Source organism: Paraburkholderia sp. BL9I2N2 (assembly GCF_004339745.1).
In the GTDB taxonomy this organism is placed as follows: Bacteria; Pseudomonadota; Gammaproteobacteria; order Burkholderiales; family Burkholderiaceae; genus Paraburkholderia.
Window position 1 is genome coordinate 1506178 of sequence record NZ_SMGP01000001.1, and the last position, 24413, is coordinate 1530590.

28 protein-coding genes and 1 pseudogene are annotated in these 24413 nt (G+C 61.4%); 19 read left to right on the forward strand and 10 right to left on the reverse strand.

The window, feature by feature from the left end; translation table 11 throughout:
• Positions 1-531 precede the first annotated feature (531 nt).
• The 4 genes from B0G74_RS07105 (at position 532) to B0G74_RS45685 (ending at position 2621) form a co-directional block, all read left to right on the forward strand.
• Positions 532-729 carry a hypothetical protein gene (locus tag B0G74_RS07105; protein ID WP_132374142.1) on the forward strand — a complete coding sequence of 66 codons (198 nt, stop codon included), beginning with the start codon at positions 532-534 and terminating at the stop codon, positions 727-729.
• 235 nt (positions 730-964) lie between these two features.
• Positions 965-1534, forward strand: a complete 570-nt coding sequence (phaP, locus tag B0G74_RS07110) for a TIGR01841 family phasin (RefSeq protein ID WP_132374143.1) — start codon at positions 965-967, stop codon at positions 1532-1534.
• Positions 1535-1691: 157 nt separating this feature from the next.
• Positions 1692-2435: an acetoacetyl-CoA reductase gene (phbB, locus tag B0G74_RS07115; protein WP_132374144.1), complete on the forward strand. Its 744-nt coding sequence runs from the start codon at positions 1692-1694 to the stop codon at positions 2433-2435.
• A 27-nt stretch (positions 2436-2462) separates the two neighbouring features.
• Positions 2463-2621 (forward strand): hypothetical protein, encoded by a 159-nt coding sequence (locus tag B0G74_RS45685; protein WP_165923826.1) that lies wholly within the window; start codon positions 2463-2465, stop codon positions 2619-2621.
• Positions 2622-2840: 219 nt separating this feature from the next.
• On the opposite strand, the gene B0G74_RS45690 is transcribed toward B0G74_RS45685, so the two are convergent.
• Positions 2841-2999: a hypothetical protein gene (locus B0G74_RS45690; RefSeq protein ID WP_165923827.1), complete on the reverse strand. Its 159-nt coding sequence runs from the start codon at positions 2997-2999 to the stop codon at positions 2841-2843.
• 242 nt (positions 3000-3241) lie between these two features.
• On the opposite strand from B0G74_RS45690, the gene B0G74_RS07120 reads away from it, so the two are divergent.
• The gene (locus tag B0G74_RS07120) at positions 3242-4426 is read left to right on the forward strand and encodes an acyltransferase (RefSeq protein ID WP_132374145.1); all 1185 of its coding nucleotides are present in this window, start codon (positions 3242-3244) and stop codon (positions 4424-4426) included.
• 199 nt (positions 4427-4625) lie between these two features.
• Positions 4626-5291, forward strand: a complete 666-nt coding sequence (locus B0G74_RS07125) for a protein-L-isoaspartate(D-aspartate) O-methyltransferase (protein ID WP_132374146.1) — start codon at positions 4626-4628, stop codon at positions 5289-5291.
• Positions 5292-5666: 375 nt separating this feature from the next.
• Here B0G74_RS07125 and B0G74_RS07130 read toward each other — a convergent pair whose 3' ends face one another.
• Positions 5667-6035: a hypothetical protein gene (locus B0G74_RS07130; protein WP_132374147.1), complete on the reverse strand. Its 369-nt coding sequence runs from the start codon at positions 6033-6035 to the stop codon at positions 5667-5669.
• Between the two features lie 200 nt (positions 6036-6235).
• A complete protein-coding gene (locus tag B0G74_RS07135; protein ID WP_132374148.1) occupies positions 6236-6652 on the reverse strand; it encodes a hypothetical protein in 417 nt (138 codons plus the stop codon).
• 108 nt (positions 6653-6760) lie between these two features.
• Between B0G74_RS07135 and B0G74_RS07140 the strand changes: the two genes are divergently transcribed.
• On the forward strand, positions 6761-7024 hold the full coding sequence (locus B0G74_RS07140; protein WP_132374149.1) for a DUF2934 domain-containing protein: 264 nt from the start codon (positions 6761-6763) through the stop codon (positions 7022-7024).
• 114 nt (positions 7025-7138) lie between these two features.
• Here B0G74_RS07140 and B0G74_RS07145 read toward each other — a convergent pair whose 3' ends face one another.
• The 3 genes from B0G74_RS07145 to B0G74_RS07155 all read right to left on the reverse strand — a co-directional run bounded on the left by B0G74_RS07145 (position 7139) and on the right by B0G74_RS07155 (position 9731).
• Entirely contained in the window at positions 7139-8056 is a 918-nt protein-coding gene (locus B0G74_RS07145; protein ID WP_132374150.1) for a YihY/virulence factor BrkB family protein, read from the reverse strand.
• A 150-nt stretch (positions 8057-8206) separates the two neighbouring features.
• A complete protein-coding gene (locus B0G74_RS07150) occupies positions 8207-9079 on the reverse strand; it encodes an endonuclease/exonuclease/phosphatase family protein (RefSeq protein WP_132374151.1) in 873 nt (290 codons plus the stop codon).
• A gap of 52 nt (positions 9080-9131) precedes the next feature.
• Complete coding sequence (locus B0G74_RS07155) at positions 9132-9731, reverse strand: ParB/Srx family N-terminal domain-containing protein (RefSeq protein WP_132374152.1); 600 nt, start codon at positions 9729-9731, stop codon at positions 9132-9134.
• Positions 9732-9975: 244 nt separating this feature from the next.
• Here B0G74_RS07155 and B0G74_RS07160 point away from each other — a divergent pair, with 244 nt between their 5' ends.
• Positions 9976-10635 carry a UdgX family uracil-DNA binding protein gene (locus B0G74_RS07160; protein WP_132374153.1) on the forward strand — a complete coding sequence of 220 codons (660 nt, stop codon included), beginning with the start codon at positions 9976-9978 and terminating at the stop codon, positions 10633-10635.
• Positions 10636-10669: 34 nt separating this feature from the next.
• Here B0G74_RS07160 and B0G74_RS07165 read toward each other — a convergent pair whose 3' ends face one another.
• A complete protein-coding gene (locus tag B0G74_RS07165; protein WP_132374154.1) occupies positions 10670-11575 on the reverse strand; it encodes a DUF72 domain-containing protein in 906 nt (301 codons plus the stop codon).
• Positions 11576-11730: 155 nt separating this feature from the next.
• On the opposite strand from B0G74_RS07165, the gene B0G74_RS07170 reads away from it, so the two are divergent.
• Together B0G74_RS07170 and B0G74_RS45695 are read left to right on the forward strand one after the other, a co-directional pair.
• Positions 11731-12243 (forward strand): hypothetical protein, encoded by a 513-nt coding sequence (locus B0G74_RS07170; protein WP_132374155.1) that lies wholly within the window; start codon positions 11731-11733, stop codon positions 12241-12243.
• A 485-nt stretch (positions 12244-12728) separates the two neighbouring features.
• Positions 12729-13106, forward strand: coding sequence for a nuclear transport factor 2 family protein (locus B0G74_RS45695; protein ID WP_165923828.1), 378 nt, complete (start codon positions 12729-12731; stop codon positions 13104-13106).
• Positions 13107-13340: 234 nt separating this feature from the next.
• Here B0G74_RS45695 and B0G74_RS07180 read toward each other — a convergent pair whose 3' ends face one another.
• A complete protein-coding gene (locus B0G74_RS07180) occupies positions 13341-14084 on the reverse strand; it encodes an SDR family oxidoreductase (RefSeq protein ID WP_132374157.1) in 744 nt (247 codons plus the stop codon).
• A 98-nt stretch (positions 14085-14182) separates the two neighbouring features.
• Here B0G74_RS07180 and B0G74_RS07185 point away from each other — a divergent pair, with 98 nt between their 5' ends.
• From B0G74_RS07185 to B0G74_RS07220, 8 genes are all read left to right on the forward strand, one after another.
• Complete coding sequence (locus tag B0G74_RS07185) at positions 14183-15085, forward strand: AraC family transcriptional regulator (RefSeq protein WP_132374158.1); 903 nt, start codon at positions 14183-14185, stop codon at positions 15083-15085.
• A gap of 190 nt (positions 15086-15275) precedes the next feature.
• Complete coding sequence (locus B0G74_RS07190; protein ID WP_243658135.1) at positions 15276-15848, forward strand: hypothetical protein; 573 nt, start codon at positions 15276-15278, stop codon at positions 15846-15848.
• Between the two features lie 175 nt (positions 15849-16023).
• The gene (locus B0G74_RS07195; protein WP_132374159.1) at positions 16024-16905 is read left to right on the forward strand and encodes an RNA polymerase sigma-70 factor; all 882 of its coding nucleotides are present in this window, start codon (positions 16024-16026) and stop codon (positions 16903-16905) included.
• A gap of 169 nt (positions 16906-17074) precedes the next feature.
• Positions 17075-17554, forward strand: coding sequence for a carboxymuconolactone decarboxylase family protein (locus B0G74_RS07200; RefSeq protein ID WP_132374160.1), 480 nt, complete (start codon positions 17075-17077; stop codon positions 17552-17554).
• Positions 17555-17624: 70 nt separating this feature from the next.
• Positions 17625-18032, forward strand: coding sequence for a cupin domain-containing protein (locus tag B0G74_RS07205; RefSeq protein WP_132374161.1), 408 nt, complete (start codon positions 17625-17627; stop codon positions 18030-18032).
• A gap of 102 nt (positions 18033-18134) precedes the next feature.
• Positions 18135-19145: a LysR family transcriptional regulator gene (locus B0G74_RS07210; protein ID WP_132374162.1), complete on the forward strand. Its 1011-nt coding sequence runs from the start codon at positions 18135-18137 to the stop codon at positions 19143-19145.
• A 238-nt stretch (positions 19146-19383) separates the two neighbouring features.
• The gene (locus B0G74_RS07215) at positions 19384-20139 is read left to right on the forward strand and encodes an SDR family oxidoreductase (protein WP_132374163.1); all 756 of its coding nucleotides are present in this window, start codon (positions 19384-19386) and stop codon (positions 20137-20139) included.
• Between the two features lie 23 nt (positions 20140-20162).
• Positions 20163-20678 carry an Ohr family peroxiredoxin gene (locus B0G74_RS07220; RefSeq protein ID WP_132374164.1) on the forward strand — a complete coding sequence of 172 codons (516 nt, stop codon included), beginning with the start codon at positions 20163-20165 and terminating at the stop codon, positions 20676-20678.
• Between the two features lie 124 nt (positions 20679-20802).
• On the opposite strand, the pseudogene B0G74_RS07225 reads toward B0G74_RS07220, so the two are convergent.
• Positions 20803-22273 (reverse strand): annotated as a pseudogene (locus tag B0G74_RS07225) (UdgX family uracil-DNA binding protein).
• 9 nt (positions 22274-22282) lie between these two features.
• Positions 22283-23491 (reverse strand): putative DNA modification/repair radical SAM protein, encoded by a 1209-nt coding sequence (locus tag B0G74_RS07230; RefSeq protein WP_132374165.1) that lies wholly within the window; start codon positions 23489-23491, stop codon positions 22283-22285.
• A gap of 314 nt (positions 23492-23805) precedes the next feature.
• On the opposite strand from B0G74_RS07230, the gene B0G74_RS07235 reads away from it, so the two are divergent.
• A complete protein-coding gene (locus B0G74_RS07235) occupies positions 23806-24411 on the forward strand; it encodes a 2'-5' RNA ligase family protein (RefSeq protein WP_132374166.1) in 606 nt (201 codons plus the stop codon).
• Positions 24412-24413: the final 2 nt, after the last annotated feature.

Sequence of the window (24413 nt, forward strand, 5' to 3'; positions counted from 1 at the left end):
CACTATTTGACTGCTCTCAGCGAAACCACAGACGGCCGACATGGCCCGCCGAGCGCTCCGAGCGGTAGCCCATCTGGTACCCCGGCGCAACGAGCCCAATCCGTGCGCTGTAATAAATATTTCGCAATTCTGGAGTAATGATAACAATACGCTGGCGGCCTATAAATACGATATTCACATATAAATCGATCAATAGATTCCTGTTGAATTGGCATTGTTAAGTAAGTGAGCTATTAAAACGATAATATGCATGCCTGATAAATGAAAGCCATGCCGGTCGGGCTTCTCCGTGGTGACATTGACGGACAGAACATGCAGCGCGTTGTCCTCCGATATAAAAAGAAAACCGATGGCCGTAAAAAAAGCATTTCACATATTGCGTTCAAAAATTGAGCGGTTATGATGGCGTCTCCGTGATTCGATTTCTCGCATGATTGCGTCACGGAGGGGGCGGCAGGAATATTTGCCGGCATTCACGCAGGAGAGGCAATTGATGCTCTCCGCGCAGAGAGACTAAATCGAGGAGACGCTATGTTGAGTCCCCATGAATTCGCCACCTTGATGCTCGTCAAGGACGCGCCGGACCAGCTCGAACTGGGCCGCGCTGAGCTCGATACGCTGCTGGAGCGGCAACTCATATCACTGGAAAACTTTGCCTCAGGACGCCCGCGTGCTCAAGTCACAAGCGATGGCGATTCCATTCTCAAGGCCGTCGCCCGGATGCGCTAGCCATCTGCGGCGTGCGCCTCCCGGCGAACGCGCCGACGAAACAGTCATGAACGAAACGTCTCAGTTGCGGATTGGTTTGTAGTGCCTGTTGATGTAACGACCGTCGAAGTTCTCGCGACGCATTCTGCCTGACAGGCGTCCTTGCGCTTTGATTTATCCACCATCGCGATCCGTCGCAACACACCCGTCCGACCGGGGGTTTCGTGCATCGGATCGAATTTTGAGGAATTCAACCATGGCTCTATCGAGTCCCGAGCAAGCCGCTGCCGCCAAGGCCAGCTTCGACGCATTCTTCGGATTGACCGGGAAGGTCTTTGAAGGCGCTGAAAAACTGGCCGCGTTGAACCTGCAGGTCGTCAGGTCCACGCTGGCCGAGGCGCAGGAGAATATGACGAAGGCGCCCGGCACGACAGACCCGCTGCAGTGGTTCGCGCTGCAATCGGGTTTCACCGGACCTTTCACGGAAAAATCGCTGTCATACGGGCGGCAAGTGTTCGACATCGCATCGACTACGCAGGCTGAAGTCACTCAATTCGCACAGGCGCAGTACGAGCGGTACAACGCCCGTGTGCAGGCATTCGTCGAGGAAGCGGCGAAGAATGCTCCGGCAGGTTCCGAAGCGGCGATCGCTGCGTGGAAATCCGCGATCGGCGCCACCACGACTCTGTACGAAACGCTGCAGAAGACCGGGCAACAGGCCGTGCAGGTCGCCGGAAATAATTTCGATGCGGTTACGGCCACCGCGTCAAAGGCCGCGCGACGCAACGCCGAGCAGGTTCCCGCAGCCGCCGGCGCGAAGGGATAAGGCCGACGCGGGCAGCGATGCCCGCGTTGCCGCACTCGATTTATATGAAGGAATACTTAGGGAGCGGCGGAATCCGGTTTCCAATACATCAAGTTCTTGACTGAATGCAGTGTGGCTCAAGTTATCTACGAGGCCAATTTTTTGCGAGGACGATTCGATGGCAAAGCAGATCGCGGTGGTGACGGGTGGAATGGGCGGACTTGGCGAAGCAATCAGTGTCAAGCTGCATGACGCCGGGTATGCGGTCGTGGTCACCTGTTCGCCGGCCAACACCGGCGCGAACGAGTGGCTCGCACGGATGGAAGCCCAGGGACGACAGTTCCGCGCGTACGCGGTCGATGTCGCCGACTACGACTCGTGCGAAAAATGCATGGCGCAGATCAAAGCAGAAGTCGGACCGGTCGATATCCTGATCAACAACGCCGGCATCACGCGCGATGCAAGCTTCAAGAAGCTGGACAAGGTCAATTGGGACGCGGTAATCCGAACCAACCTCGATTCGGTGTTCAACATGACGAAGCCGGTGTGCGACAGCATGGTCGAACGGGGTTGGGGTCGCATCATCAACGTGTCGTCGATCATCGGCTCCAAGGGCGGCTTCGGTCAGACCAACTATGCGGCGGCCAAGGCCGGCATGCATGGCTTCACGAAATCGCTGGCGCTCGAAGTGGCGAAGAAAGGCGTCACGGTCAACACTATCTCGCCAGGTTACATCGCGACGAAGATGGTGATGGCGGTGCCCGAAGAGATTCGCGAGACGAAGATCATTCCGCAGATTCCGGTCGGCCGGCTCGGACAGCCCGACGAAGTCGCCGCACTTGTGCTGTACCTGTGCTCGCGCGAAGCCGGTTTCGTGACCGGAGCCAACATTGCCATCAACGGCGGGCAACACCTGCAATGAAGCCGATAGTCAGCAACGGAGGTTCCGATGAATGAAGCAGTGGCAATCGCCGTAGGTTCGTTCGTGATGGCGACGGCAGCCGTGTTCGTCGCCGCTCACTATCACCAGGAGCAAATGCGTCGAAAACGACTCAGACAGATGGGGCACCATCACTACTGGCGGCATTGGAGCAGCGCCCGGCATTGAGCTGCGCTACCGCGCTTGCAGGCGCGGTGATCGCCCGCGGATTCTGCTGGTCAGCTCGACCAGCAGAATTTCCCAAGCCAGGACAACCGCCACCACGCCGCTTCTATAACGCGACACGCGTACGCGTGATCCTCCCATCCGTGCCATCCGACCGGATGCGACTCCAGATAGCGATTTAACGCCCGTCCGACAGTAGGAAAGAAGTGTTGCGAGGGCGATTCATGCGGGTTTTGTCGCCGCTTCGCGCACGGTCTGCAGCATGCGCTCGCGAAAAATCTCCGTGTTGGCGAAGAAGAACGTGGCATCCCACCGGGGCATGACGAGCCCCGGAATGCAGCGGCCCTCCGGATTGCGGGCGACGTCGCGATAGCCCTTCATCTGATCGACGCGACCGCGGACGCCACGCACGCCACAGGAACCGCACAACCGCGAGCGCAAGCGCAACGCCGACGCCGTTCACGACCCCGTTCATCGCGACACGATCAGAAACCCGATCGATTGCACGAACTCTCAAGCGCCATTCAGTAGCGAAAAAAGTAGGAACTTCCGCGAACCGTGCCTTGTCCACGAAGCTCGCCCCCGCCTGAGCGGGCGGCATGAACCGCGAGGAGGACGTATCGATGGAAAAAGGACGTGTTGCCGCGCTCGACGTCGGTCGGGCGCTCGCGATCGTCGGTGTCGTTGCAGTACACCTGTCGTTCCAGTTTCCCAATCTGCCGCACAGCGTCACGCTGCTGGCGCGCATGGGCCAATACGGCGTGCAACTGTTCTTCGTGATCAGCGCGATCACGATTTTCATGACGCTTGAAGCGGACCACGAACGTTGCGCGGGCCCACGTCACGTGACATTGCGTTTCTATATCAAGCGTTTCTTTCGCATTGCCCCAATGTATTACGCCGCGATCGCCGTGTATGGACTGATCAGTTACGGCGCGACGCGCTCAGGCTACGAACCCGCATGGGTGCTCGGTGCCCACGGCGCAACGGATATTCTGCTCAACGTGCTGTTTCTGCATGCGCTGTCGCCGACTGCGATCAACAACGTGGTGCCGGGCGGTTGGTCGATCGGTGTCGAGATGCTGTTCTATCTGATCGCGCCGCTGCTGTTTTTCGTCGCGATGAACCGCACGCGCTTGCTGATCGCGACGGTGTCGTTGCTGGCGCTGTCGGTCGTGGCACTGTCGATCGGTGACTGTCACGGCACGCTTGACTGTCATGTAACGAACAACTCGTTCAGCTATTTCTGGCCGCCGGTGCAAGGGCCATGCTTCATCGTCGGCATGTGGGCGTGGTACGCATTCCGCCCGCATCTGACGGGCAGATCCAGCGTGACGCGGCGCACGACGTGGCTGATTTTTTCGCTCGCCTCGGGTTTCGCGCTCGGGACGGCGGCGCTCGGCGTGTGGCTCGCGAAAGCGCACGAACTCGCGCCGGTCTTCGCCGCATGCAGCGCAGTCGCGTTTCTGCTTTTCGTCTGCTCGCGCAACCGGTCCGCGCCGGGCGACGATGCTCGCGGTACATACATGCGCCGTTGTGCCGACGCGTTGGGCCGCGAAAGCTACGGTATCTACCTGTGGCATTTCATCTGCGTCTACGCGACGTTGCACTTTTTCGAGGGCGTGTTCGGGCAGAGCGGCCGGGAGACGTCGCTTGTGCTCTTCGTCGCGACCGTGCTGGCCGTGCTCGCCGCGTCGTATGCGTTCTCGCGCGCCTGCGATCGCATGATTCAGGGACGCGCGGCGCGTCTGTCGCGCAGCATCCTCGCCCATGTCGACCGGCGCTTCTATCTGCGTAGCCGGGCGTGATGAGCTGCACGTGCAAGCGATCCTGAGGCACGTCAGTTGCTGAAAAAAGATAGGGGTGTGAATCAAAATCGGAATTCTGCCGTGAACACACCTGTCTTCTTTCTCAGGTCATGCCTTGTGGCATTTTCCGCGCTATGGTGATGTATGGTTGGGCAGCCCCCGGTACAGCGAGCCGCTGCACAACAAGGGGAGAAGCACTGTGCATGAAGATCTGGCGGTGTCGCGCGAAACGATGGTCGAGCGGCAACTGATTGCGCGCGGCATTGCGGAGCCGCGCATTCTTGACGCGATGCGGCGCGTGCCGCGCGAGGCCTTTCTGAGTCCTGATCTGCGCGCATGGGCTTATGCGGACGCAGCCCTTCCGATCGAAGCCGGCCAGACCATCACCCAACCGTTCATGGTAGCGCGGATGCTGCAGGCGGCGCGGCTCAAGCCGGACGACCGTGTACTGGAAATCGGCACAGGTTCCGGCTACGCGGCGGCCGTGCTCGCGGAAATCGTTGCACACGTCGATACGGTCGAGCGTCATCCGCAACTCGCTGAGAGCGCGATGGACCGGCTCCGTACACTCGGCTACGACAACGTGAACGTCTACACCGCGGACGGCACACTCGGACTGCCGGCGCATGCACCGTTCGATGCAATCGTCGCCACCGCATCCGGCCCGGGCGTGCCGCCGGCGTGGAGCGCGCAACTGCAGATTGGCGGCCGGATCGTGATGCCGGTGGGTCCGGGCCCGGAGCATCAGCGGCTGATCCGGCTGACTCGTAACAGCAGCACGACTTACCACGAGGAAATGCTCGACCTCGTGCGTTTTGTACCGTTGATTGGTGCTCAGGGCTGGGGCGACATCGAAGGGAAATGAGCCGGCGTGTGCGTGGACATCATCCGAAGCGCCTGCGAGCAATCCGTCCGATGCATCTGTCCGTGAGCAGGCTGCAACGCCCGCGCATGGTCAGGGGCCGCACGCGCGATATCTCGTGCGCTATGCGAGTGGAGATCACAATGGTCAGCACATTGACGAAAATTCTTCTCATCGTTGTCATTGCGGCGTCGTGCAGCGGATGCTCGCGCAAGGACGACAGCGGAATCGGTGTTCCGGGTGGACACAACGGCATCGGCAACAGTGCGTCATCGCCGAGGGCGGACACGGATTCCTGAGTTCTCCAGGTGATCCGTCGAGCGCGGCACGCGTGCGCGCAAGGTACTCGTCAGGCGGCGGAAGCGAGCAGGGAATTCTTTACGCCTGAGGCAATGCGCAGGGACAAAAGTACGCATCGAGCGCCCACGGGAGCGCGACCAGGCGGCCCACCATCGTTGCGAGTGTATCGGGCGACACTGCCGCGAACGTAATGGTCATTTCTTCGAAGCTGTGACGGCGATCCACACGGATCCGAACGTGATCCGCCTGGGGCGCCTCGCAACCGAAAACCTGCCACGCGGCAACGACCCTCAAGTTGCCTGCCTTTGCACGCACGGTGAGCCGGTAACGATCGTGCTGGAGCGGTGCGCTGTCCCGGGTTGTCATCCCCTGCACGGCGGGATCGTCCGGTGCCGCTTCGATTTGCTCGTCGGTCGATTGCATACTGAACTCCGGATGGCCGGTCATGCGGGACAGGAGCCAGAGCCGATCGGCCGCTCGCAGGACGTCCGCTGTATGAGTATCGTTATAGTCCGCGAGTTCATCGAACGTTAGGATTGCGCGTCGAAATCGACAACATTCTGTGCGCCGGGGCGTGGCATGCGTTGCCATGCTGCGACTGCTTAGTCGATAGAAGGGCAACGGGCGATTTCGTTGGGCTCAAGCCCTTAGCGGTTTATAGAAGAAAACACGTGTGCCCGCGAATTTTTACGCTGCGTTGCAATTTGTGCAAAGCATCGTAGGCCGTATGAAAACCGCATCTTCGCGACGCATCTATGGGCATGCTTATTGCACCGTTGAGGAGGGGCGGCGTGTTGTTTGGCCGCGACCCCGAACCATGCAGGAGATTCAGCGATGAAACCGAACTTCAGGAACGTCATGGTGATCACGGCAATCGCGATACTGACGATGGGTGGCGCAGGCTGCAAGCGCGCCGACAACAGCAGCGGTGCAGGTGCTGATGCCGGCAGCAGCACGGGAGCAATGAGCGCTCCGTCTGCCGCGAGTGGCATGAGTGCCGGCGCATCGGGCGCGAGCCAGTAGCTCTGGTCGGCGCGCAGCTCGCCTTCACTGCCATCGCGCACGAGTCGATTGCGAACGGCGGCAAGGCGCCGGACAGGCAGCGATATCGGCGCGCATCGCCGCACGCCGTCTGTAGCGCGGTGCAGCCGAATTTTATGGAGAAACGCAGCATGGACAACGATCTCGAAGCTCGCATTCGCACCCGGGCGTATCAGCTCTGGGAAAATGATCCGTCGCCGGACAGCAACGCCGAAAAGCACTGGGAGGAAGCGCGCCGGCAGATCGAAGCCGAGGGTGATGATGCGCAGGGCAGTCCAGAACCCAACGTCGATCAATCGGCGGATCGGGAGCGGGGCGGCCGGATTGCGCCGGAAGAGCAACTGCAGGACGTGCCCGGCGGCGATGCGGATGCGGCAGGTAGAGAAAAACGGTAGCGCCGGCGTTGCGCGGGCGCGAGCGAGCGCACATGCGGCTCACTCGCTAGAGCGTTGATACAGGACGCTCGCGGCCTTGAATGTCCCAACTTCACCGGTCTTTGTTTTGGTCATTCAATGCGCTGCGCTCAAGCGAGCCTTGACGTCCGCGGCGTTGCCGTCTTTCGGCGTTTGACCCAGCGAAGCAGTGACCTCCGCGCCAAAAAGAAAAACGACGGCGCAAAAATATAGCCACATCATCAGCACTGCAAGCGAGCCCGCTGCGCCGAATGCGCCCGCCGTTCCCGCGTGGGCGAGGTATAGGCCAAACAGGTGCCTGCCCACGGTAAACAGCAACGCTGCGACGGCTCCTCCTATCAAGGCGGAGCGGAAGTTGACTCGCTTGTCAGGTAGCCACTTGATCAGCGCTCCCAGTCCGAAAGTCATTATCACGAGGCCAAAAATAGACTGCGCGACGTCGGCAAGAACGCTAAGGGTCGAACTGCCAAATACAGCACGGCCCGCTGTCTGTATCGCGGCGTCGAGGACCAGCGAGACCACCAGCAGAAAGCTGAGTCCCATGAGCAGGCCGAGCGAGACGAGTCGCGCCCGTATCACCCATGCCAGGCCGGCTAGGCCTTTAGGCGATTTCGCCGCAAAGACCACATCGAGTGCCGTATTCAGGCACGAAAACGTCGCCGAAGCCCCGATGAGCAGCAGCACGACAGAGAACGCCGCAGCCACGCCACTGCCACTCGAACGATGCGCGTGTTCGACAACAGCCTGCATCGCACTGGCAGCCTCGTTGCCGAGCAACTGCCTGATCTGGCCGAAGAACTGGCCCTGTGCGATGTCGCGGCCGACGAACCAGCCCGTAATCGCGAGAACGATCAGTAAGGTCGGAGCCAGCGAAAACGCGGAGTAGAAGCCGATGCTCGCACCCATCATCGCGCACCGGTCCGACGAAAATCGTTCGACGGCGTCCCTCATGACGGCCACTGCGTTGCCTGCTCGGCTGGATCGGGAGCCGGCGTTGCGACTCTGATATTCCATGCTGTTCTCCCGTCGGCTCGCTGCCTTAAGTGTCCAGGGTCGAGCAATTTCCGAGCCGCCGGAACGTCAGGCACTCAGTCTTCTTCGAGGCGCTGCGCAAATATTCAACGACGAGTCCGATCCGCACACACTTCGTTAGCTATGGAGGACCTAACGCAATTCGAGCCACATTGGCTGATGATCCGAGGCCTGACTGTCCGGATCGACCTCGCAAGCCGCAACGCGTGATGTCAGGTCGTCCGTTACGAAAATGAAATCGCAGGCGAATGCACCATCCGGCCACTGCTCGTGATCATATAAACCCACCGTCGGGGCACGCGTCGCGCGAGGGTGGGCGCTGGCCCACGCATCGATAAAACACGGGGCATCGGCGATCGGTTCAAGCATCCGGCAATACGCGCTGCTTTCAAACGCACTGTTGAAGTCGCCACAGACAATCGCGCTCGTAGGCCGCGCGGTGTCGGAAAACGGGCTGTCGATTTTTTCCGCCTTGGCGGGCGCTCGTGCGTGATCGCATGCTTCCCTGTGCAGCTCCCGCAATCGGGCGAGTTGCGCGAGCCGCTGTTTCTCCGAATAGAACTCGAGATGCGTCGAGACCACCCGTATCGCGCCGATATGGGTTTCGATCACGGCTTCGAGCGCCACTCTCAGCATCGACGGTTTGGCGGGATCCGCAGGCCACGGCAGGGAGTGGCGCAACACCTGCCTGACGGGCAATCGCGTCACGATTGCATTGCCGAACTGACGGCGATGATGGCTCGCGCCGAGCGCCGGAAGATCGGATCCCACTGCGTCGAGCACCGTGAACTGCGGAAGCAATGCGGCCAGTTCGGCGAATTGATCGGCGGAGGGGCCGCCGGCCAAACCTCCCGACATTGGGTCCTCATGAAAACCGCGCGTGACTTCCTGCATGCAGAGGATGTCGAAATCGCACAGCGCGCGCGCTTCGCTCACGATTCGGGCGAGGTCGACCCTGCCGTCCACGCCGCGTCCCCATTGAACATTCCAATTGACGAGTTTCATGGCGGTTTCATCTCCATTCGGCTTACGCCCGCGGGTTCCTGTGGTGCAGAGGCTAACCGTCCGTGTCCGGACCGAGGTAGCCGGGCAATCCTAGTGCCGCGTTGCTCTTTGCCAGTCTGATCGCTTCGTTCACTTGCGCGGCGAATGTCTCGTCGCTGTCCGGCCGCGGCAGAGTCGAGCGAAAGAAGTCGGCCCATCGGAATTCTTCCAGAGGGACACTGGTTTTTTCATAGCCGCCGGCATCGCGGACTGCGGCTGCGAGGCTGCGGTACTCGTCATCCGCCAGCGCCCAGATGTGTTCTGGTAAATCGGAAAACGGCCGACGTCTGCCTTCAGCGTCGTACGGGAACGTCCATCGTTCGTTTTCCATGCTGAGCCAGAATGACGCCTGTGAATAGGAGGACAGATCCCTGACCAAAACAATCGGCACGGACTTGATGCCCACGTGCCAGAGCGCGGCGGCTACGTGATGATGATCGATCGCAAACGGCGCGTCGTTCGGCCCGTAGACCACGGGTATCGGTTTCTCTGCGATGGCCATCTCCAGATCGTGCCCGCTCAGCGCTTTGTATTGTTTGATTTTTTCGCGGACCTCCCGTGCGCCGTGTGTCATCTGGGTGGGACGTAGGCGTTCGATTTTTAGAGTGGTCATGCCGGTCTCCTGTCGACCCGAGTTGGCGGATGTTTTGAACCTACCGCAAGATGCATACCGTCGGGCGCTAGGGCAGGACACAAGCGGAATTACCGATGCCCCCAGCATTGGCGCGCCACGCGGTGAACATCCATCAGCCGGGCCTGTGTTTTGCTTCCAGACCGAGGCATAGCGGTATGCAATTCAACAGCAGGCGTTGCATCCTCCGACGCCTCGCAACGCTTTCGGCTCCCCACAAGCGACCATGTCTGAAGACAAACCGAAGATCCGTCCGCGCGGCAGCGCGCAGGCCGACCCGGATGTCGAGCATGACCAGCAACCGGCGACGTTAGACGAATGCCGCCGTTGCGCGCTATGGCGCAATGCGACACAAGCGGTGGCCGGCGAAGGACCGAAACATGCGGCAATCATGTTGATTGGCGAGCAGCCGGGGGACGCCGAAGACTTGCAGGGCAGACCGTTCGTCGGACCAGCGGGAGCACTGCTCGATAAGGCACTCGAAGAGGCCGGGCTGGAACGCAAAAAGGTCTATGTGACGAACGCCGTCAAACATTTCAAGTGGACGCCGCGTGGCAAGCGCCGCATGCACAAAACGCCGGGACAGCGGGAGATCGAAGCGTGCGGATACTGGCTCGAACAGGAACTGCGGAGTACAGCGGCGCTCGTGATCGTTGCGTTAGGCGCTACTGCGCTAAAGGCGGTGCTGGACGATTCGCACGCGCGGCTACAGGACACGCTCGGCAAAACGATCGAGCACGGCGAGCGGACGGTTGTTGCGACGTATCATCCGTCGTTCGCATTGCGCGCGCCGGATGCCGCAACGCGGCAACGCGCGTATGACGCGATTGTCTCGGCCCTTCAGGACGCGGACAAGCTGAGTCGCAAGCACAAGCGATCCAACTGATGGCTTAGCCCACGCTGAACCGAGCGCCTTGCGCTTACGCCGCCGATTGCGCTGCCTGCAAGTCAAGCCGTTCCATCAACCGTTGCGCGTCGAAGGGCGCATGTGTTTTCGCGTCGTTATCGAAATAGCAGTATACGTCCCGCCGCGCCCGAGTGGGTGGACGAAGGTGCGGCGCGATCAGCCGCGCGTCGGCTGGCTGCGAACCGCGGCGCCATGCATCGATCCGGGCGGCCCAGTCGTCTAACGCTTCGTCCGTGTAGGCGCCGGAATACCGCGATTCGGTGCCGTGCAGTCGGATGTAGACGAAGTCAGCGGTAACGTCTTCGGCCAGCGGCCACGGTTCGGTCGAGTCGGAGACAACCAGCGCGGTTTCGTACTCCCTGAGCAGATCGACGAAGGCAAGGTCCATAAAACTGGCGTGGCGTACCTCGATGGCGTGGCGCAGTCTTCGCTTGCGGTCCATCGCGATATACGGCGTCTTGACGCGCTCATCGTGTTGCTCCGCCAAAGAGAGCGCGGCGGCGGTGTCGCGCGGCAGAAAACGTAAAAAGCGTTCCATTGCCGCCAATTCGAAGCGGAACGAAGGCGGGAACTGCCACAGAATGGGCCCGAGCTTTTCGTTCAGCGAGAGCAGGCCCTGCGCGAGAAAGTTGGCAGTGGCGACTCGCGCGCTGTCGTCGCGGAAACGCAATAGGTGCGTCAGATACCGCGCACCTTTCACACTGAAGACAAAGTCGGCAGGAGTCTCGGCATACCAACGCCGCCAACTGTCGAGCGACTGAAGGCTGTAATGCGTACCATTGATTTCAATGCTCTGGAAAAGCGACGACGCGAACTGCAATTCGGCGGCCTGTTTTAGCCCATGGGGATAGAAGCTATCTCTCCATCCCTTGTAGCGCCAACCGGAAATGCCTATGCGTACGTCGCCAATTTGTTTCATGGGTACATCGCGCGATTGCATGCGTGGACTGAATTCAGACGAAGCGAGCAACGCCTGTTCCCGCGATGGCGGTACATTCCAGAGTGCAGTTCATGAGGTATGGGCCGCCTCATTGCGAGGCGCTTAACAACGGGACCATCAAGGAGCAAGAACTCGTGCCGAAAGCCTCTCCATCAACTGCATTTGGAATTTTCGAGCGGGTGGTCATTAGCCTTTACGACGGCGGCGTTCTGTCGCCAGCGGTGCTAGAGCGCGTCATTGGCGCGTTCGCGCAGGCGGGTGCCGACTGGCATGGCACTTCCACTGGCCGTTCAGTCGACGGCCGCTCGCTGCATGAAATCGTCGTCCAGACAATGCTTCCGCGCGATGACCTGCAGTCGGCTTCAACGTCGTTCATGACGGTGGTCGAACACATCGCGGAAAGCGTGCTTTCGGTTAGCGCTGCGAGCAAATCCGCCAAGGAGGCTGAACCACGGCGTACCAGAAGCAGGAAAACGTCCGACGCAGACGAAGACGAAGACACCGGCACGGACGAACTGTTGGCGCAATTATCGGGCAGCGCACAACCAGGTAAGCGACGTCGCTCGAACAAAGCCGATACGCCGGCCAGGTCGAGCAGTTTCAATCCGTTTCTGAATGCGGCGCTGCCGCGTACGAAGAAGTCGTGACAGCCCACTCGAGGCAAGAGGCTGGCGCAACGCAGCGTAGAGATATGTCGGTACGCCGGGGCCGAGGAGTCCCAAGACCTTGGCGCGAACCACGTTGACCGAAATCGCGCGGATAGCAACGTTAACCCTGGAAAATCCATGCAAATCTGATTGGAACGACGCGTAGCGGACGAGCGCTGAAAGGGCGTGACGTGTAGTTTTCCGCGCACCCGGAGTGGGTCTTACGGTTGATGCGCCGCAACAGCCGATCAGGGGCGTCGATCGAGGACGGAAGGCCGGAACAAGTGCATCATCCTGGAACGGAGGGCCTTCGCCGCCTGAATGACGGCACCCGGCTTACCTATGAGTACACGGACGACGATCGGCATCCTAACCATCCCCCTTTGTGCGGAAGGCACCCAACATGCGGGCGTCATTGCGCATTCGGCCGGTCCAACCCGGTGCCCGATGGAAGTGCCCATCGGGCCGAAAAGATAGGAGGCAGCATGCCCGCCACGAATCCTGAAGAAATCTGTCGCCTGTTCCAGCAGGACATGGCCGAGGGCGATCTTGAATCAGCGTTGAGCGTGTACGACCCCGACGCAGTCTTCTTGAATCAATCGCGCGATGTCAGCAAGGGCCGGGAAGGTTTAAGGCAGGAGTTGGCGCCCCTCGCGGCAATGAAGGTTCGCTTCGACTTCAAGGTCAAACAGGTGATCGAGACCGGAGACATTGCGCTGATGCACACGGAGTGGACAGTCTCCGCACCGGAGCCGATGAAGGTGTACGCGATCGAGGTTGCGCGCCGTCAGCAAGATGGCAGTTGGCGCTGGCTGATCGGCGACCCTTTTACGGTCAGCAGGGAGTTTGGCGCTGGGAAGTAGCCCGTATTGGCCAAAGGCGATTTCGTGCTGACGGCGTTGCCGCGTGGGCAAGGGGAGAACGCTGTGCGCTAACCGGTGCCGTCCGGTTTAGCTGGCCTGTAGCATCCCCAATCGCAGCCTTTCGAACGCAAACGCAAGGGAATGTGCCACCGGCCTCGAATCAAAGGACATCGCTGGTCGTCGCCACGAAGGACACTTACGGTGACGACAAACCTCGGCGTCTGCGTTCCCGCTTCAGCGTGAATTGGCCCACGCGATAGCGTCGGCACCTGCGGCGATGCGAAGCGGGCTCGATGGATCGTTCGCTGCGCGCCACACGGCTTCCGCCACGTCGAGCGAGCGTGTGATTGCCGACTCCTGCTGCCGTTGGGCGAAAACGCGCTGCGCCAGCTCCGAATACGCTTCGGGAACGCCGCTTTGCATGCGGGACTGTGCATTCTCGCCGAAACGGGTTTCCGGCGCGCGTCCCGGCAGGACCAGGCGCACGCGCACATTGAATGGCTCGAGTTCCAGCGCGACGGATGCGGTGAACGCGTTGATCGCCGCCTTGCTGGCGGTGTAAACGGAAAGCAGATGCAGCGGCCTCAAAGTCACACTCGAGGTGACGTTGACGACGACGCCTGCTTTCCGCTCCCGAAACTGAGGCAGGACCGCCTGGGTCATCGCTATCGTGCCGAGGGTGTTCGTTTCGAAGACTTCGCGAACGATGTCCATCGACGTGCCTTCGAGGGCGTTCAGCACGCCAATCCCCGCGTTATTGACGAGCACGTCGAGCGGCCCGGCCGCGTCCACGGCGTGACGGATGCTTTCCGGGTCTGTCACGTCGAGGGCGAGCACGCGCAGACGCTCGGAGCGCGGCAGAACCTCCTCCCGCGGCGTGCGCATGGTGGCGACGACGCGCCAGTCGCGATCGAGGAAATAGCGGGCGGTTTCGAGGCCGAATCCGGACGAGCATCCGGTGATCAGGACGGTTTTCATGGCGATTCCTGTAGAAGGTCGAAGTACCGAAACGATAATTCGCCCTTGGTGGACTTGCTACAATCGAACGTCCAGTTTTCATTCGAAGGAGTCCGGCTATGGTCGACCCTCTCGCCGAGATCGTCACGCTGCTACAGCCGGTCGCCACGTTCTCGAAGGTGGTCAGCGGCGCCGGTCGCTGGCGTGTTCGCCGCTCGGACGCCGGGCAGCCGTTCTACTGTGTGATCCTCGATGGTTCGTGCCGCCTCGTCACGAACGGGCGCGAGCCGGTCATCCTTCAGGCAGATGATTTCGTTCTGATCCCGGAGGTATGCGGCTTCACGATGTCGAGCCTCGAGCCGCCCGACCCGGAGGACACCGATACGTCGCCCGTCGCGCTGCTCGATGGCGGGTTCAGGCTGGGCGTCGAGGGCGACCCAGCCGACGTTCAACTGCTCGTCGGCCACTGCGTGTTCGGTTCGCCGGACGCCGCCTTGCTGGTGTCGCTTCTTCCTGAACTCGTGCACGTTCGCGGCGAGCGCCGGCTGGCCACCCTGGTGAAGCTCGTGAGAGAAGAGTCTCGCGAGCAGCGGCCCGCGCGGGACGTCGTGCTCGCGCGCCTGCTCGAAGTTCTTTTCATCGAGGCGCTCCGGTCGACGGGAACGGCAGCGTCGCCCGGCCTCGTGCGCGGGCTCGCCGACGGACGCCTTGCGCTGGCGATACGTCAAATGCACGAACGTCCTGACAAGTCCTGGACGGTGGCGCAACTGGCGACGGCAGCCGCGCTTTCCCGCTCGGCATTCTTCGAACGCTTCAGCCGCGCGGTAGGCGTCGCGCCGATGGAATACCTGTTGTCCTGGCGCATGGCCCTGGCCAAGAACCTGCTGCGACGGAAAGATAGCGGCGTCGCGAAAATAGCGGAGCGCGTCGGCTACAGTTCGGCGAGTGCGTTCAGCGTTGCATTCACTCGCTATGTCGGACTACCGCCGACTCAATACGCACAAGAGCAGAGGGATACGTGACGCCCATAACGAACGCTGATGCGGCCGAGCGGTCTGCACATTTCAGGTAGTATTTGTTCGCGGTGAATCGCACGTCGATTAGAACAAGTCATGTATTCGACGCAAGACGCTCTTGCCAATCAGGCCTGTACCAATCAGCTTCGAGTGTCCCTGGCATTACTGCGGAGCGAAGCGGTGCAGGTGTGCGCCGATGCCGGACATCAGGATATTCACAAGCGACGGTCGGTTCAGTTCGCTGACATGTCGCGCAAGAGTTTGGCTATACAAAGGTACCGCAACCGGTTACCACCGAAGCGCAGCCGCTCCAGGAGGATCTGCCATGAATACGAAGCAGGGTAAAAAAGTACATCTCGATGCTGCTGCATCGCATCACGAGCAAGCGGCGCGATTTCACCGCGAGGCATCGCAGTACTACGAGGCGGCCAAGAATTACGATCACGCGGCCCATCAGGCCGTGTTGGCGCAAGGCCATGCACTGTTCGCCATCGAGGAGTCCAATCTCGCCGCCAAGCATTCCGGCGCGCCATTGCCGGCCGGGTCCGTTGAAAGCGGGCTGACTGCCGCGCAACACCATGCGGCGGCGTCGGAGCTTCATGGACAGGCGGCGCAACATCTGCGGCGCGCGGCAAAAGTCTTCGATGAAGACCGCAGCGCGGTCGCCCATGAAACTCAGGTGGGTTTTTCTCTTGCGTCACGGGCGCTCGCGCATGGCAACGAAGCAGCCAAGCAATATGTCGCGTCGCTGCGGGAAAAAGGAGTTTAGATTTTTACCTGAAACGAAGCCGCGCTCTGCAAGTGAGTGCGGCGAGCTCCAGTTTCTGTAGATCGAAAGGACACAATGCCTGGCGTATCAGGCTTGTCCGATCCGTGGCAATACTTTGCTGCCAGCAATCTCTTCGGGCAGCGTTTGTTCTTTCAACATAACAGGAAGTCTGTGCATGAACGAAGATGCACGTGCCTTTAACGGGCTGCGCCCGCGACTCCAGAAGATTGCGTATCGAATGCTGGGGTCGGTTGCCGAGGCCGAAGATATCGTGCAGGAGGTCTGGCTGCGTTGGCATGCGACAGCCCGTGAAGCCATTGATAACGCGGAAGCGTGGCTGGTCTCAGTTACGACTCGCATGTCCATCGACCGTTTGCGCGCGGCGAAGATTCAACGCGAACACTACGCGGGCATCTGGTTGCCTGAACCGCAGATGACGGACTTCCCGGCTACGCCGGAGGAGGCCACGGAGCGCGCCGACGACGTCTCCGTGGCGTTTCTGGCGCTGCTCGAGCGGCTGACGCCGGAAGCCCGGGCGGCGTTCCTGCTGCGCGAGGTATTCGACGCCGACTATGACGAAGTCGCACAAGCCATCGGCAAGACTGAGGCGGCGTGCCGTCAACTGGTCAGCCGTGCAAAAACGCAACTACGCGACGATCGTCCGCGCTATGTGGTGCCGCGCGAGACGCATCTTCGTTTGCTGGGAACGTTCGCGCAGGCGCTGCAGCACGGCGACTTCCACGCGATCAACGCGTTGCTGGCCGAAGACGCGACGCTGATCGGCGACGGCGGCGGCAAAGTCCAGAGCTTCCCGAAGCCGATGGCGGGTGGGCGGCGCATCGCGCAGCTTTTCTACGCGTCGTCGCGGCGCTATGGCGACGAACTCAGCGTCAAGCTCGTGGTGCTCAACGGTCAATGGGCACTGTTGCGTTTTATCGAAGGCAAACTCGAATCGGCACAGTCGTTCGAAACGGACGGCGAGCGCATCGTTCGCATCCATGTGCAGCGCAACCCTGACAAGCTCGCACGCATCGCGGCGGCACACGCCAACGGCTGAACGCCGGTCTCTCCGCGGCGCGTCGATTGGTGTCTCGCGGGCAACACCGTGAGCGCGTCCACCGGCCTACCGTGACACGCCGCCCTGGCCTACGATGAATTCGTGCGGCTCACTGCCGCTAACGGCACCTGCAAGGCAGGGTGGCCACTCATCGTCGCCAGGAGAAAACATGACGCAGCGTATCAACTATGTGCAGCAATCGCCGGAACTGTTCAAGAAGTTTTTCGAACTCAGCAATCTGCTGAAAGACAGCGCAATCGAAGAATCGATCCGTGACCTGGTATCGATCCGGGCGTCGCAACTCAATGGCTGTGGATTCTGTCTGGACATGCACGTGAAGGAAGCGCGCCTTCACGGCGAGCGCGAGTTGCGCGTCCATCACCTCGCGACGTGGCGCGAGTCGACGCTTTTCTCCCCGCGCGAACGCGCCGCCCTGGCGTGGACGGAAGTGCTGACCAGGCTTCCCGAACACGGCGTGCCCGACGATATCTACGAGCGCGTGCGCACCCAGTTCTCCGAAAAGGAACTCTCGGACCTGACGTTCGAAGTGATGGCGATCAACGGATGGAACCGCGCGAATGTCGCGTTCAAGACGGTGCCGGGTTCGTCGGACAAGGCATTCGGTCTGGACAAGGCGAACCTCGTCTGAGCGGACGCGTTTCGCTGGTTCTTCAGTTAGGCCCGCACTGGCGGGCCGCGTTACTTGAGGACAAACTATCATGCTTCGTTTGAGAAATACGGCTCTGGCCGCGCTCGTCGTCGTGGGTGCGTCGTTGGGTGTGGCCCGCGCCGAGGCGCCCGCCGCAATCGTCACGCCGCTGATGACGCAGCCGCTTGACGACTATCCGGGCAAGGAAGCCCTGATGATCAGCGTCGAGTACCCACCGGGAGCGGCGGATCCCGTGCATCGGCATCATGCGCACGGTTTTATCTATGTCCTGGAAGGAACGATCGTGATGCAGGTCAAGGGCGGCAAGGCCGTCACGCTGACACCCGGACAGACCTTCTATGAAGGTCCAAACGATGTTCACACGGTTGGACGCAACGCAAGCCAGACCAAGCCGGCCAGGTTCATCGTGCTATTGCTGAAGGATAAGGGCGCGCCCGTTCTGGTTCCGGAGAAATAGCCGCCTCTGCGCGCCGCATCCGGTTTAAAAAAATGGTGGACTGTGTCACAAACGGCAGCGCTGATACGTCTAGTCGCTATGGACTTCACGAACCGCGCTTCCATGTCAGACAACCCGCCACGCCGTCCCATCGCCGGCGCCGCCGACCCGTTCGCAAGCAGTTTTGCGACCAGCTACGCCGGCGTCGTTTCTTTTCTGGCCGTTGCCAACGAAGGCAGCTTTGCCCGCGCGGGCGATCGCCTCGGTATCGGCCGTTCCTCCGTTAGCCGCAACGTGCAGAAGCTCGAGGCCCAGCTCGACGCGCGCCTCTTCCTGCGCACAACGCGCAGCACGTCGTTGACGCGCGAGGGCGAGCTTTTCTACGAGAATTGCCAGCCCGGCATAGAGCGCATCGCCCAGGCGCTGGAAGACATGCGGGAACTGCGCAACGGACCGCCTCGCGGCCATCTGCGCATCGTCTCGATGCCGGGCTTCGGCCGCAAGATCGTCGCGCCCCTGCTGCGGGGCTTTCATACGCGCTATCCCGAGATCGCCCTCGAACTGCTGCTGAACGATCGGCCCGCTGACTTCACGGCCGATCGCGTCGACGTTTCGTTTCACGACGGGCGCATGGAAGACAGCGGAATCGTGGCGCGCCAGCTGATTCCGATGCAGATGCTCGTGTGCGCGTCGCCGGCTTATGCACGACAACACGGGTTGCCGCGGCATGTCGATGAACTGGCGAGTCATCGCTGCATCAACTTCCTGACCGCGTCAGGCCGCATCAGTGAGTGGGAGTTCAAGGTCGACGGCCTCCCGCAGCGGCGCCAACCCGTCGCACAGCACATATTCAACGACCCGGATCTGATCGTGCAGGCGGTGCTGGACGGGCTCGGCGTTGCGCAGTTGCCGGCGTACCAGGTTTGCGACCTGCTGGGCGACGGGCAGTTGGTCAGTTGTCTCGCACAGCACGCGCCGGAAGATGGCGGCCACTACATCTGCTATCTCAGCCGCAAGCAACTGCCCGCGCGGGTCCGCGTGTTTGTCGACTATATGACCGAGCATACGAGAGCGCTCGACCTGCAGTGTCTGACCACGATCACGGCGCGATCGTCGTTGTCGACGGTCGAATGACGGCATCCGAACGACCTTGTATTGATGCTCGTCATGCAACACGGTGCGTCCCGCTGCGGCCCTACCGCATGACGCAGTGCATGCCTACCATGCTTTCTGTACGGACGGCGCGCGAATCGCGGCCCGTCCGGCACAGCACCGGCAAACCCATCCGCACCTTCCGCACTGCGATGCAAAGCCGGGAGTCGAACAAATGGCGGCGGCGCGAGAGCCGCGCGCAAGCTCATGGAGAGACATCGTGAAGATCGTCGTGATTGGTGGCACGGGACTCATCGGCAGTAAAGTCGTCAAGAATCTGCGCGCGCGCGGTCATGCGGTCGTTGCCGCGTCGCCCGCATCGGGCGTGAACACAATCACTGGCGAAGGCCTGAAGGAGGCGTTGGCGGGCGCGAATGTCGTGGTCGATCTGGCCAATTCACCGTCGTTCGAAGATGCCGCCGTGCTCGAGTTCTTCGAGACGGCCGGACGCAATCTGTTTGCGGCGGAGATTGCCGCGGGCGTACAGCATCACGTCGCGCTTTCTGTCGTCGGCACCGACAGGCTCGCGGAAAGCGGCTATTTCCGCGGCAAGATCGCTCAGGAAAAGCTGATCCGCGAATCGGGCGTGCCGTACACGATCGTCCATTCAACCCAGTTCTTCGAGTTTCTTGGCGGCATCGCGCAATCGGGTAGCGACGGCCAGACCATCAGGCTGTCTCCGGCATTCTTCCAGCCGATCGCATCGGATGATGTGGCGGCAGCCGTCGCGGACTTTGCGGCGGGCGAACCGCGCAACGGCATCGCGGAGATTGCGGGCCCGGAACGCGTGCGGCTCGCCGACATGGTGCAGCGTTTCCTCCTGGCGACGCACGATTCGCGCAAGGTCACCGAAGACCCACAGGCCCGTTATTTCGGCGCAAGGTTGCAGGACGACACGCTCGTCCCGGGCGCCAATCCGCGTCTCGGTACGATGAGCTTCGAGGCGTGGTTCGCCCAGACGCAAGCCGCGAAATAAGCCACGAGACGACGAGGCGCGCCATGACCACGTTGCGTCCACCGCCGCTGACGCTGCTCGACAAGTATCACGGGCGCGACCTCCAAACGCTGTATTCGGCCACCGTCACCGTAACAGGCGGGGACGCGGGGCACGGGCGCGCGTCGGGCATCGCCCGTTCTGACGACGGCAATCTCGTAGTCCATTTGCGATTGCCGAAGGCGCTGGGCGGGCCTGGTGGCGGCACCAATCCCGAGCAACCGTTTGCGGCGGGTTACGCGGCCTGCTTTCATGGCGCGCTGAGTCTGCTTGCGGCACAGGCGAGCGTTGCGATTCCCGATGCCTCGGTGCAAGTCACCGTCGATTTTGGCCGTGACCCGATGGACGGTCTGTTCATTCTGAGCGCGCAGACCCGTGTTCGCTTGCCAGGTGTCGAGCGTGTTGTCGCCGAAGAACTGGTTCGCAACACCGAACGCTTTTGCCCTTACACCAAGATGGCGCGGCAGGGAATCGAGAATGTCGTCGCGCTGGTGCAGCAGGATGATGCCGGGGAATCGTGATGCTGCGAGAAGATTCTCAGAGGTTGTCGCCACCGTCGAGGATTCTTTGCTCGATGACGTTCCAGCAGGAATAAATTCAGTGGTCCAACAGCACGAAAGAGGGCGCCGCGGCGTCATTTTTTGTTTACTGCTCTTTAGTGCCAGTCGGCGTGGCGGATTCGGCGAACTCACGCGCCCGGATGAGCGCTTTGCTGATGTCGGCCAATACTTTGTCGCGGTCCGCGTCGTTCTGCTGCCGTAACGCGAACGACGGATGATAGGTGGCGATGCCCCAGCCGCCTTCCACTTTGAACGGCGCGTCAAGATGGTCTCTCAGGCTGACCTTGCCACGCAACAGGGCGGTGAGCGCCGTAGCGCCAAGCGCGACGATCACCGCCGGGCGCACCGTGCGCAACTCACGTTCGAGCCAGTAAGAACACGCTTCGATCTCGCGCTGTCCCGGCGTTTTGTGCAACCTGCGTTTGCCGCGGGGTTCCCATTTGAAATGCTTCACCGCGTTGGTCAGATAAATCTGGTCGCGCGATAGCCCGGCGCGCGTGATCGCTATCGTCAGCAATTGCCCCGCCGGCCCGACGAACGGTTGACCACTCAGATCTTCCTGATCGCCGGGCTGCTCGCCGATCAGCATGATGCGCGCGCGGCTCGGCCCCGAACTGCCGACAGCTTGCGTCGCATTACGCCACAGGTCGCAACGCCGGCATGCATCGAGCGACGAAGGTTGATCGCGGACCGGTTGCGCCATGTCCGCTTCGATCGGAATGGTTTTGCCGCTCAGTGCGCCGACGCCGCTCGCCTGCGCCACGCGGCGCGCGCCGTTTTTCGCTTCACTGATTATGGCGGGGATCAGATGGCCCTCCGGCAAGCCTTTCCAGAAGCGTACCGGCATGTGCTGCTCGAGCGCCGCTTCGTTCAGTCGCGCCGGATTGAACGTGCTGCGGTAATAGGCGAGCCACAACGCCTCGGCTTCGTCCGCGGTATCGCGACGATGGTCGCCGGGCAGGGCGCGGCGTTGCTCCAGATGCAGTTGCTGACCGTCCCAGAAGGCCGCGCCGCGCGGCGTCGTGATCATCCAGGTCGAGCGTCCCATGCGTTGCGCAAAATGTTCCGCGGCCCACGCGAGGACATCATGCTCGGGCTCGTACCAGGCGATGTATTCTGGTGTTTGCACCGCTGACGCCGACGCTGACGTCTGCTTGCGAAACCGCACGTACGCGATCATGTCGTGCTTGGCACGCCGCACGCTTTTCGCCATGCGATGGAGTTGTGCTCCATGCGTGTGCTGCCGAGGCGACCGAGCGGTCGCCGTGTTGCCAACGCCACAGCACCTTGTATAAAAACGCCCAGCGCTGTGATTCGCGATACAGCGCGGCGTCTTGCAATAGCGCTGCCAGTTCCTTTGAAACATGCACGGCAGAGGGTCGGGGCTCCGCTGCTTGGGATGTCGCGCCATAGTCGAACAGCGCCTGCTCTTGCGACGACTCAGGTTCCTGCTTGACGCGCCATTCGATCGTCTCCGGCGCGAGGCCTTCGCCCAAAGCGCCAAGCGACGCGGCGCGCCACGCGGCGAAATGATCTTCGATAACGATGGAACGCATCGCGACGCGTCACAACAACGCCAGTTGCACCGGCGGCGCCAACACCCGGCGCAATCGCGCCGACGACGCGTCATGCAGCGCCGCGCGATAGTCCTGCGTCACGACGAACGGCATGATCTTCTCCAGCGGACAACGCAGCCGCACGAGGTCCTCGTAGCGCACACGCCGCGAACGCCGTAGCTCGACCAGGCGTTTCGCGTTGCGCATGCCGATGCCCGGCACACGCGCGATCATGCGCAGCGGCGCGCGGTTCAGGTCGACCGGAAACTGCTCGCGATGCGCCAACGCCCACGCGAGCTTCGGATCGATATCGAGCGAGAGGTTGCCGGGTTGTTCGAACAGCTCATCCGCACTGAAGCCGTAGCCGCGCATCAGGAAATCGGCCTGATACAGGCGATGCTCGCGTAACAACGGCGGCGCCTGAGCGGGCAATGCGGAAGGGCTATCGGGAATCGGGCTGAAGGCGGAGTAGTACACGCGCTTGAGCTTGTACGCTCCGTAGAGCGTCGCGGCGGTTTGCAAGATCGTGCTGTCGTTCGTCTGATCCGCGCCGACGATCATCTGCGTGCTTTGACCCGCTGGCGTGAACTTCGGCGCTCTGGCGTCGCTATGCGCCTCTTCCTGCGCAAGACGGATCGAACCCATGGCGAGTTTGATGGTGCGGACGTTCTTTTCCGGCGCGAGCCGCGCGAGGCTGCCGTCGGTGGGCAGTTCGATGTTCACGCTCAAGCGGTCGGCATAGCGCCCGGCTTGCGCAATCAATTGCGGATCGGCGTCGGGAATCGTCTTCAGATGAAGATAGCCGCGAAACTGATGATCCTCGCGCAAAGACTGGGCGACGCGCACGAGCTGTTCCATCGTGTAGTTCGATGACCGAATGATTCCGGAACTCAGAAACAGTCCGTCGATGTAATTGCGCCGATAGAAATCCAGCGTCAGTTCGACGACCTCCTCGGGCGTGAAGCGTGCGCGCGGCACGTTGCTCGAGCGCCGGTTGACGCAGTACTGACAGTCGTACAAACAGAAATTGGTGAGCAGAATTTTCAGCAGCGAGACGCAGCGCCCGTCTGGCGTGAAACTATGGCAAATGCCCGCGCCGGTGCTCGCGCCCAGACCGGCAATGCCGCGCGAGCCGCGCTTGGGTGCGCCGCTGCTTGCGCAGGACGCGTCGTACTTCGCCGCGTCGGCCAATACTTCCAGCTTTTTGAGCAGTTCCACGTTGCCGCCAATACTGTATGGATGTACAGTATTGTACGTGGGCGGGTCGTGACTGCAAGCGGTTTTTAATGAGAAGCGGGCGTTGATCACGGGGCGCGTCCGGTGAACAAACGGGGCGAGCAGAAGCAATAGAACGGGAATCGGGCGTATGCCGAATGGCGTTGCGTTTGCTTGCAGCGGCGCGATGGGATTAATAACAAGACGATCGCGGAACCTCGCACCGGCGAGCGGTCTGAATAGATCAAGTACGCGGGTGAGCCCGCACAATGAACGGAGATTCATCTACATGCCGGCTTTATCCGGTCAGGAACGCCATGCCTGAACAACTCTGGCTGCCTGGGCTCGAGGCGCCGCCAACGCCCACAGACGGTCTGTTCTTCGCCGTGTTTCCCGATGCCACGACAGCGGCCAGCATCGCGAAGCTCGCGCAACAGCTTTGCGGGGAGACGCGCGCGCGGAGTAAGCCGCTTGCGGCGGGCCGTCTGCATGTCACCTTGCATCATCTGGGAAATTTCGCGGGCGGTTTGCCGCAGGAGCGAGTCGACGCGGCGATGCAGGCGGCCGCCTCGATCAAAATGGAGCCGTTCAGCGTCGAATTCGACACGGCGGTCAGCTTTGCGTCGAAGCCGCGACCGGGACCGCTGGTGCTGGGCGGAGGCGAGGGCGTCGCTGGCCTGCACATGCTGCACGGCGCTTTGGGCCATGCATTGCAGGACGCTGGTTTGGGGGACCACGCAGTCTCATCGGCTTCGCGCTACATACCGCATGTCACACTGGCGTACGGCATGCCATGGGCCGCGGCGCGTCCCGTTGACCCGATATGCTGGAACGTGCGTGAGTTTGCGTTGATGCACAGTTTGCTCGGGCGTACGCGGCATGTCGCGTTGGCTCGATGGACTTTAGCGGGCGCCGAGTCATAGCG

Bases quoted from the DNA above. Each gene is read 5' to 3' on its own strand.
- B0G74_RS07105 (WP_132374142.1), top strand. From the start codon at position 532: ATGTTGAGTCCCCATGAATTCGCCACCTTGATGCTCGTCAAGGACGCG.
- phaP (WP_132374143.1), top strand. From the start codon at position 965: ATGGCTCTATCGAGTCCCGAGCAAGCCGCTGCCGCCAAGGCCAGCTTC.
- phbB (WP_132374144.1), top strand. From the start codon at position 1,692: ATGGCAAAGCAGATCGCGGTGGTGACGGGTGGAATGGGCGGACTTGGC.
- B0G74_RS45685 (WP_165923826.1), top strand. From the start codon at position 2,463: ATGAATGAAGCAGTGGCAATCGCCGTAGGTTCGTTCGTGATGGCGACG.
- B0G74_RS45690 (WP_165923827.1), bottom strand. From the start codon at position 2,999: ATGAAGGGCTATCGCGACGTCGCCCGCAATCCGGAGGGCCGCTGCATT.
- B0G74_RS07120 (WP_132374145.1), top strand. From the start codon at position 3,242: ATGGAAAAAGGACGTGTTGCCGCGCTCGACGTCGGTCGGGCGCTCGCG.
- B0G74_RS07130 (WP_132374147.1), bottom strand. From the start codon at position 6,035: ATGACCGGCCATCCGGAGTTCAGTATGCAATCGACCGACGAGCAAATC.
- B0G74_RS07140 (WP_132374149.1), top strand. From the start codon at position 6,761: ATGGACAACGATCTCGAAGCTCGCATTCGCACCCGGGCGTATCAGCTC.
- B0G74_RS07145 (WP_132374150.1), bottom strand. From the start codon at position 8,056: ATGGAATATCAGAGTCGCAACGCCGGCTCCCGATCCAGCCGAGCAGGC.
- B0G74_RS07150 (WP_132374151.1), bottom strand. From the start codon at position 9,079: ATGAAACTCGTCAATTGGAATGTTCAATGGGGACGCGGCGTGGACGGC.
- B0G74_RS07155 (WP_132374152.1), bottom strand. From the start codon at position 9,731: ATGACCACTCTAAAAATCGAACGCCTACGTCCCACCCAGATGACACAC.
- B0G74_RS07160 (WP_132374153.1), top strand. From the start codon at position 9,976: ATGTCTGAAGACAAACCGAAGATCCGTCCGCGCGGCAGCGCGCAGGCC.
- B0G74_RS07165 (WP_132374154.1), bottom strand. From the start codon at position 11,575: ATGAAACAAATTGGCGACGTACGCATAGGCATTTCCGGTTGGCGCTAC.
- B0G74_RS45695 (WP_165923828.1), top strand. From the start codon at position 12,729: ATGCCCGCCACGAATCCTGAAGAAATCTGTCGCCTGTTCCAGCAGGAC.
- B0G74_RS07180 (WP_132374157.1), bottom strand. From the start codon at position 14,084: ATGAAAACCGTCCTGATCACCGGATGCTCGTCCGGATTCGGCCTCGAA.
- B0G74_RS07185 (WP_132374158.1), top strand. From the start codon at position 14,183: ATGGTCGACCCTCTCGCCGAGATCGTCACGCTGCTACAGCCGGTCGCC.
- B0G74_RS07190 (WP_243658135.1), top strand. From the start codon at position 15,276: ATGCCGGACATCAGGATATTCACAAGCGACGGTCGGTTCAGTTCGCTG.
- B0G74_RS07195 (WP_132374159.1), top strand. From the start codon at position 16,024: ATGAACGAAGATGCACGTGCCTTTAACGGGCTGCGCCCGCGACTCCAG.
- B0G74_RS07200 (WP_132374160.1), top strand. From the start codon at position 17,075: ATGACGCAGCGTATCAACTATGTGCAGCAATCGCCGGAACTGTTCAAG.
- B0G74_RS07205 (WP_132374161.1), top strand. From the start codon at position 17,625: ATGCTTCGTTTGAGAAATACGGCTCTGGCCGCGCTCGTCGTCGTGGGT.
- B0G74_RS07210 (WP_132374162.1), top strand. From the start codon at position 18,135: ATGTCAGACAACCCGCCACGCCGTCCCATCGCCGGCGCCGCCGACCCG.
- B0G74_RS07220 (WP_132374164.1), top strand. From the start codon at position 20,163: ATGACCACGTTGCGTCCACCGCCGCTGACGCTGCTCGACAAGTATCAC.
- B0G74_RS07235 (WP_132374166.1), top strand. From the start codon at position 23,806: ATGCCTGAACAACTCTGGCTGCCTGGGCTCGAGGCGCCGCCAACGCCC.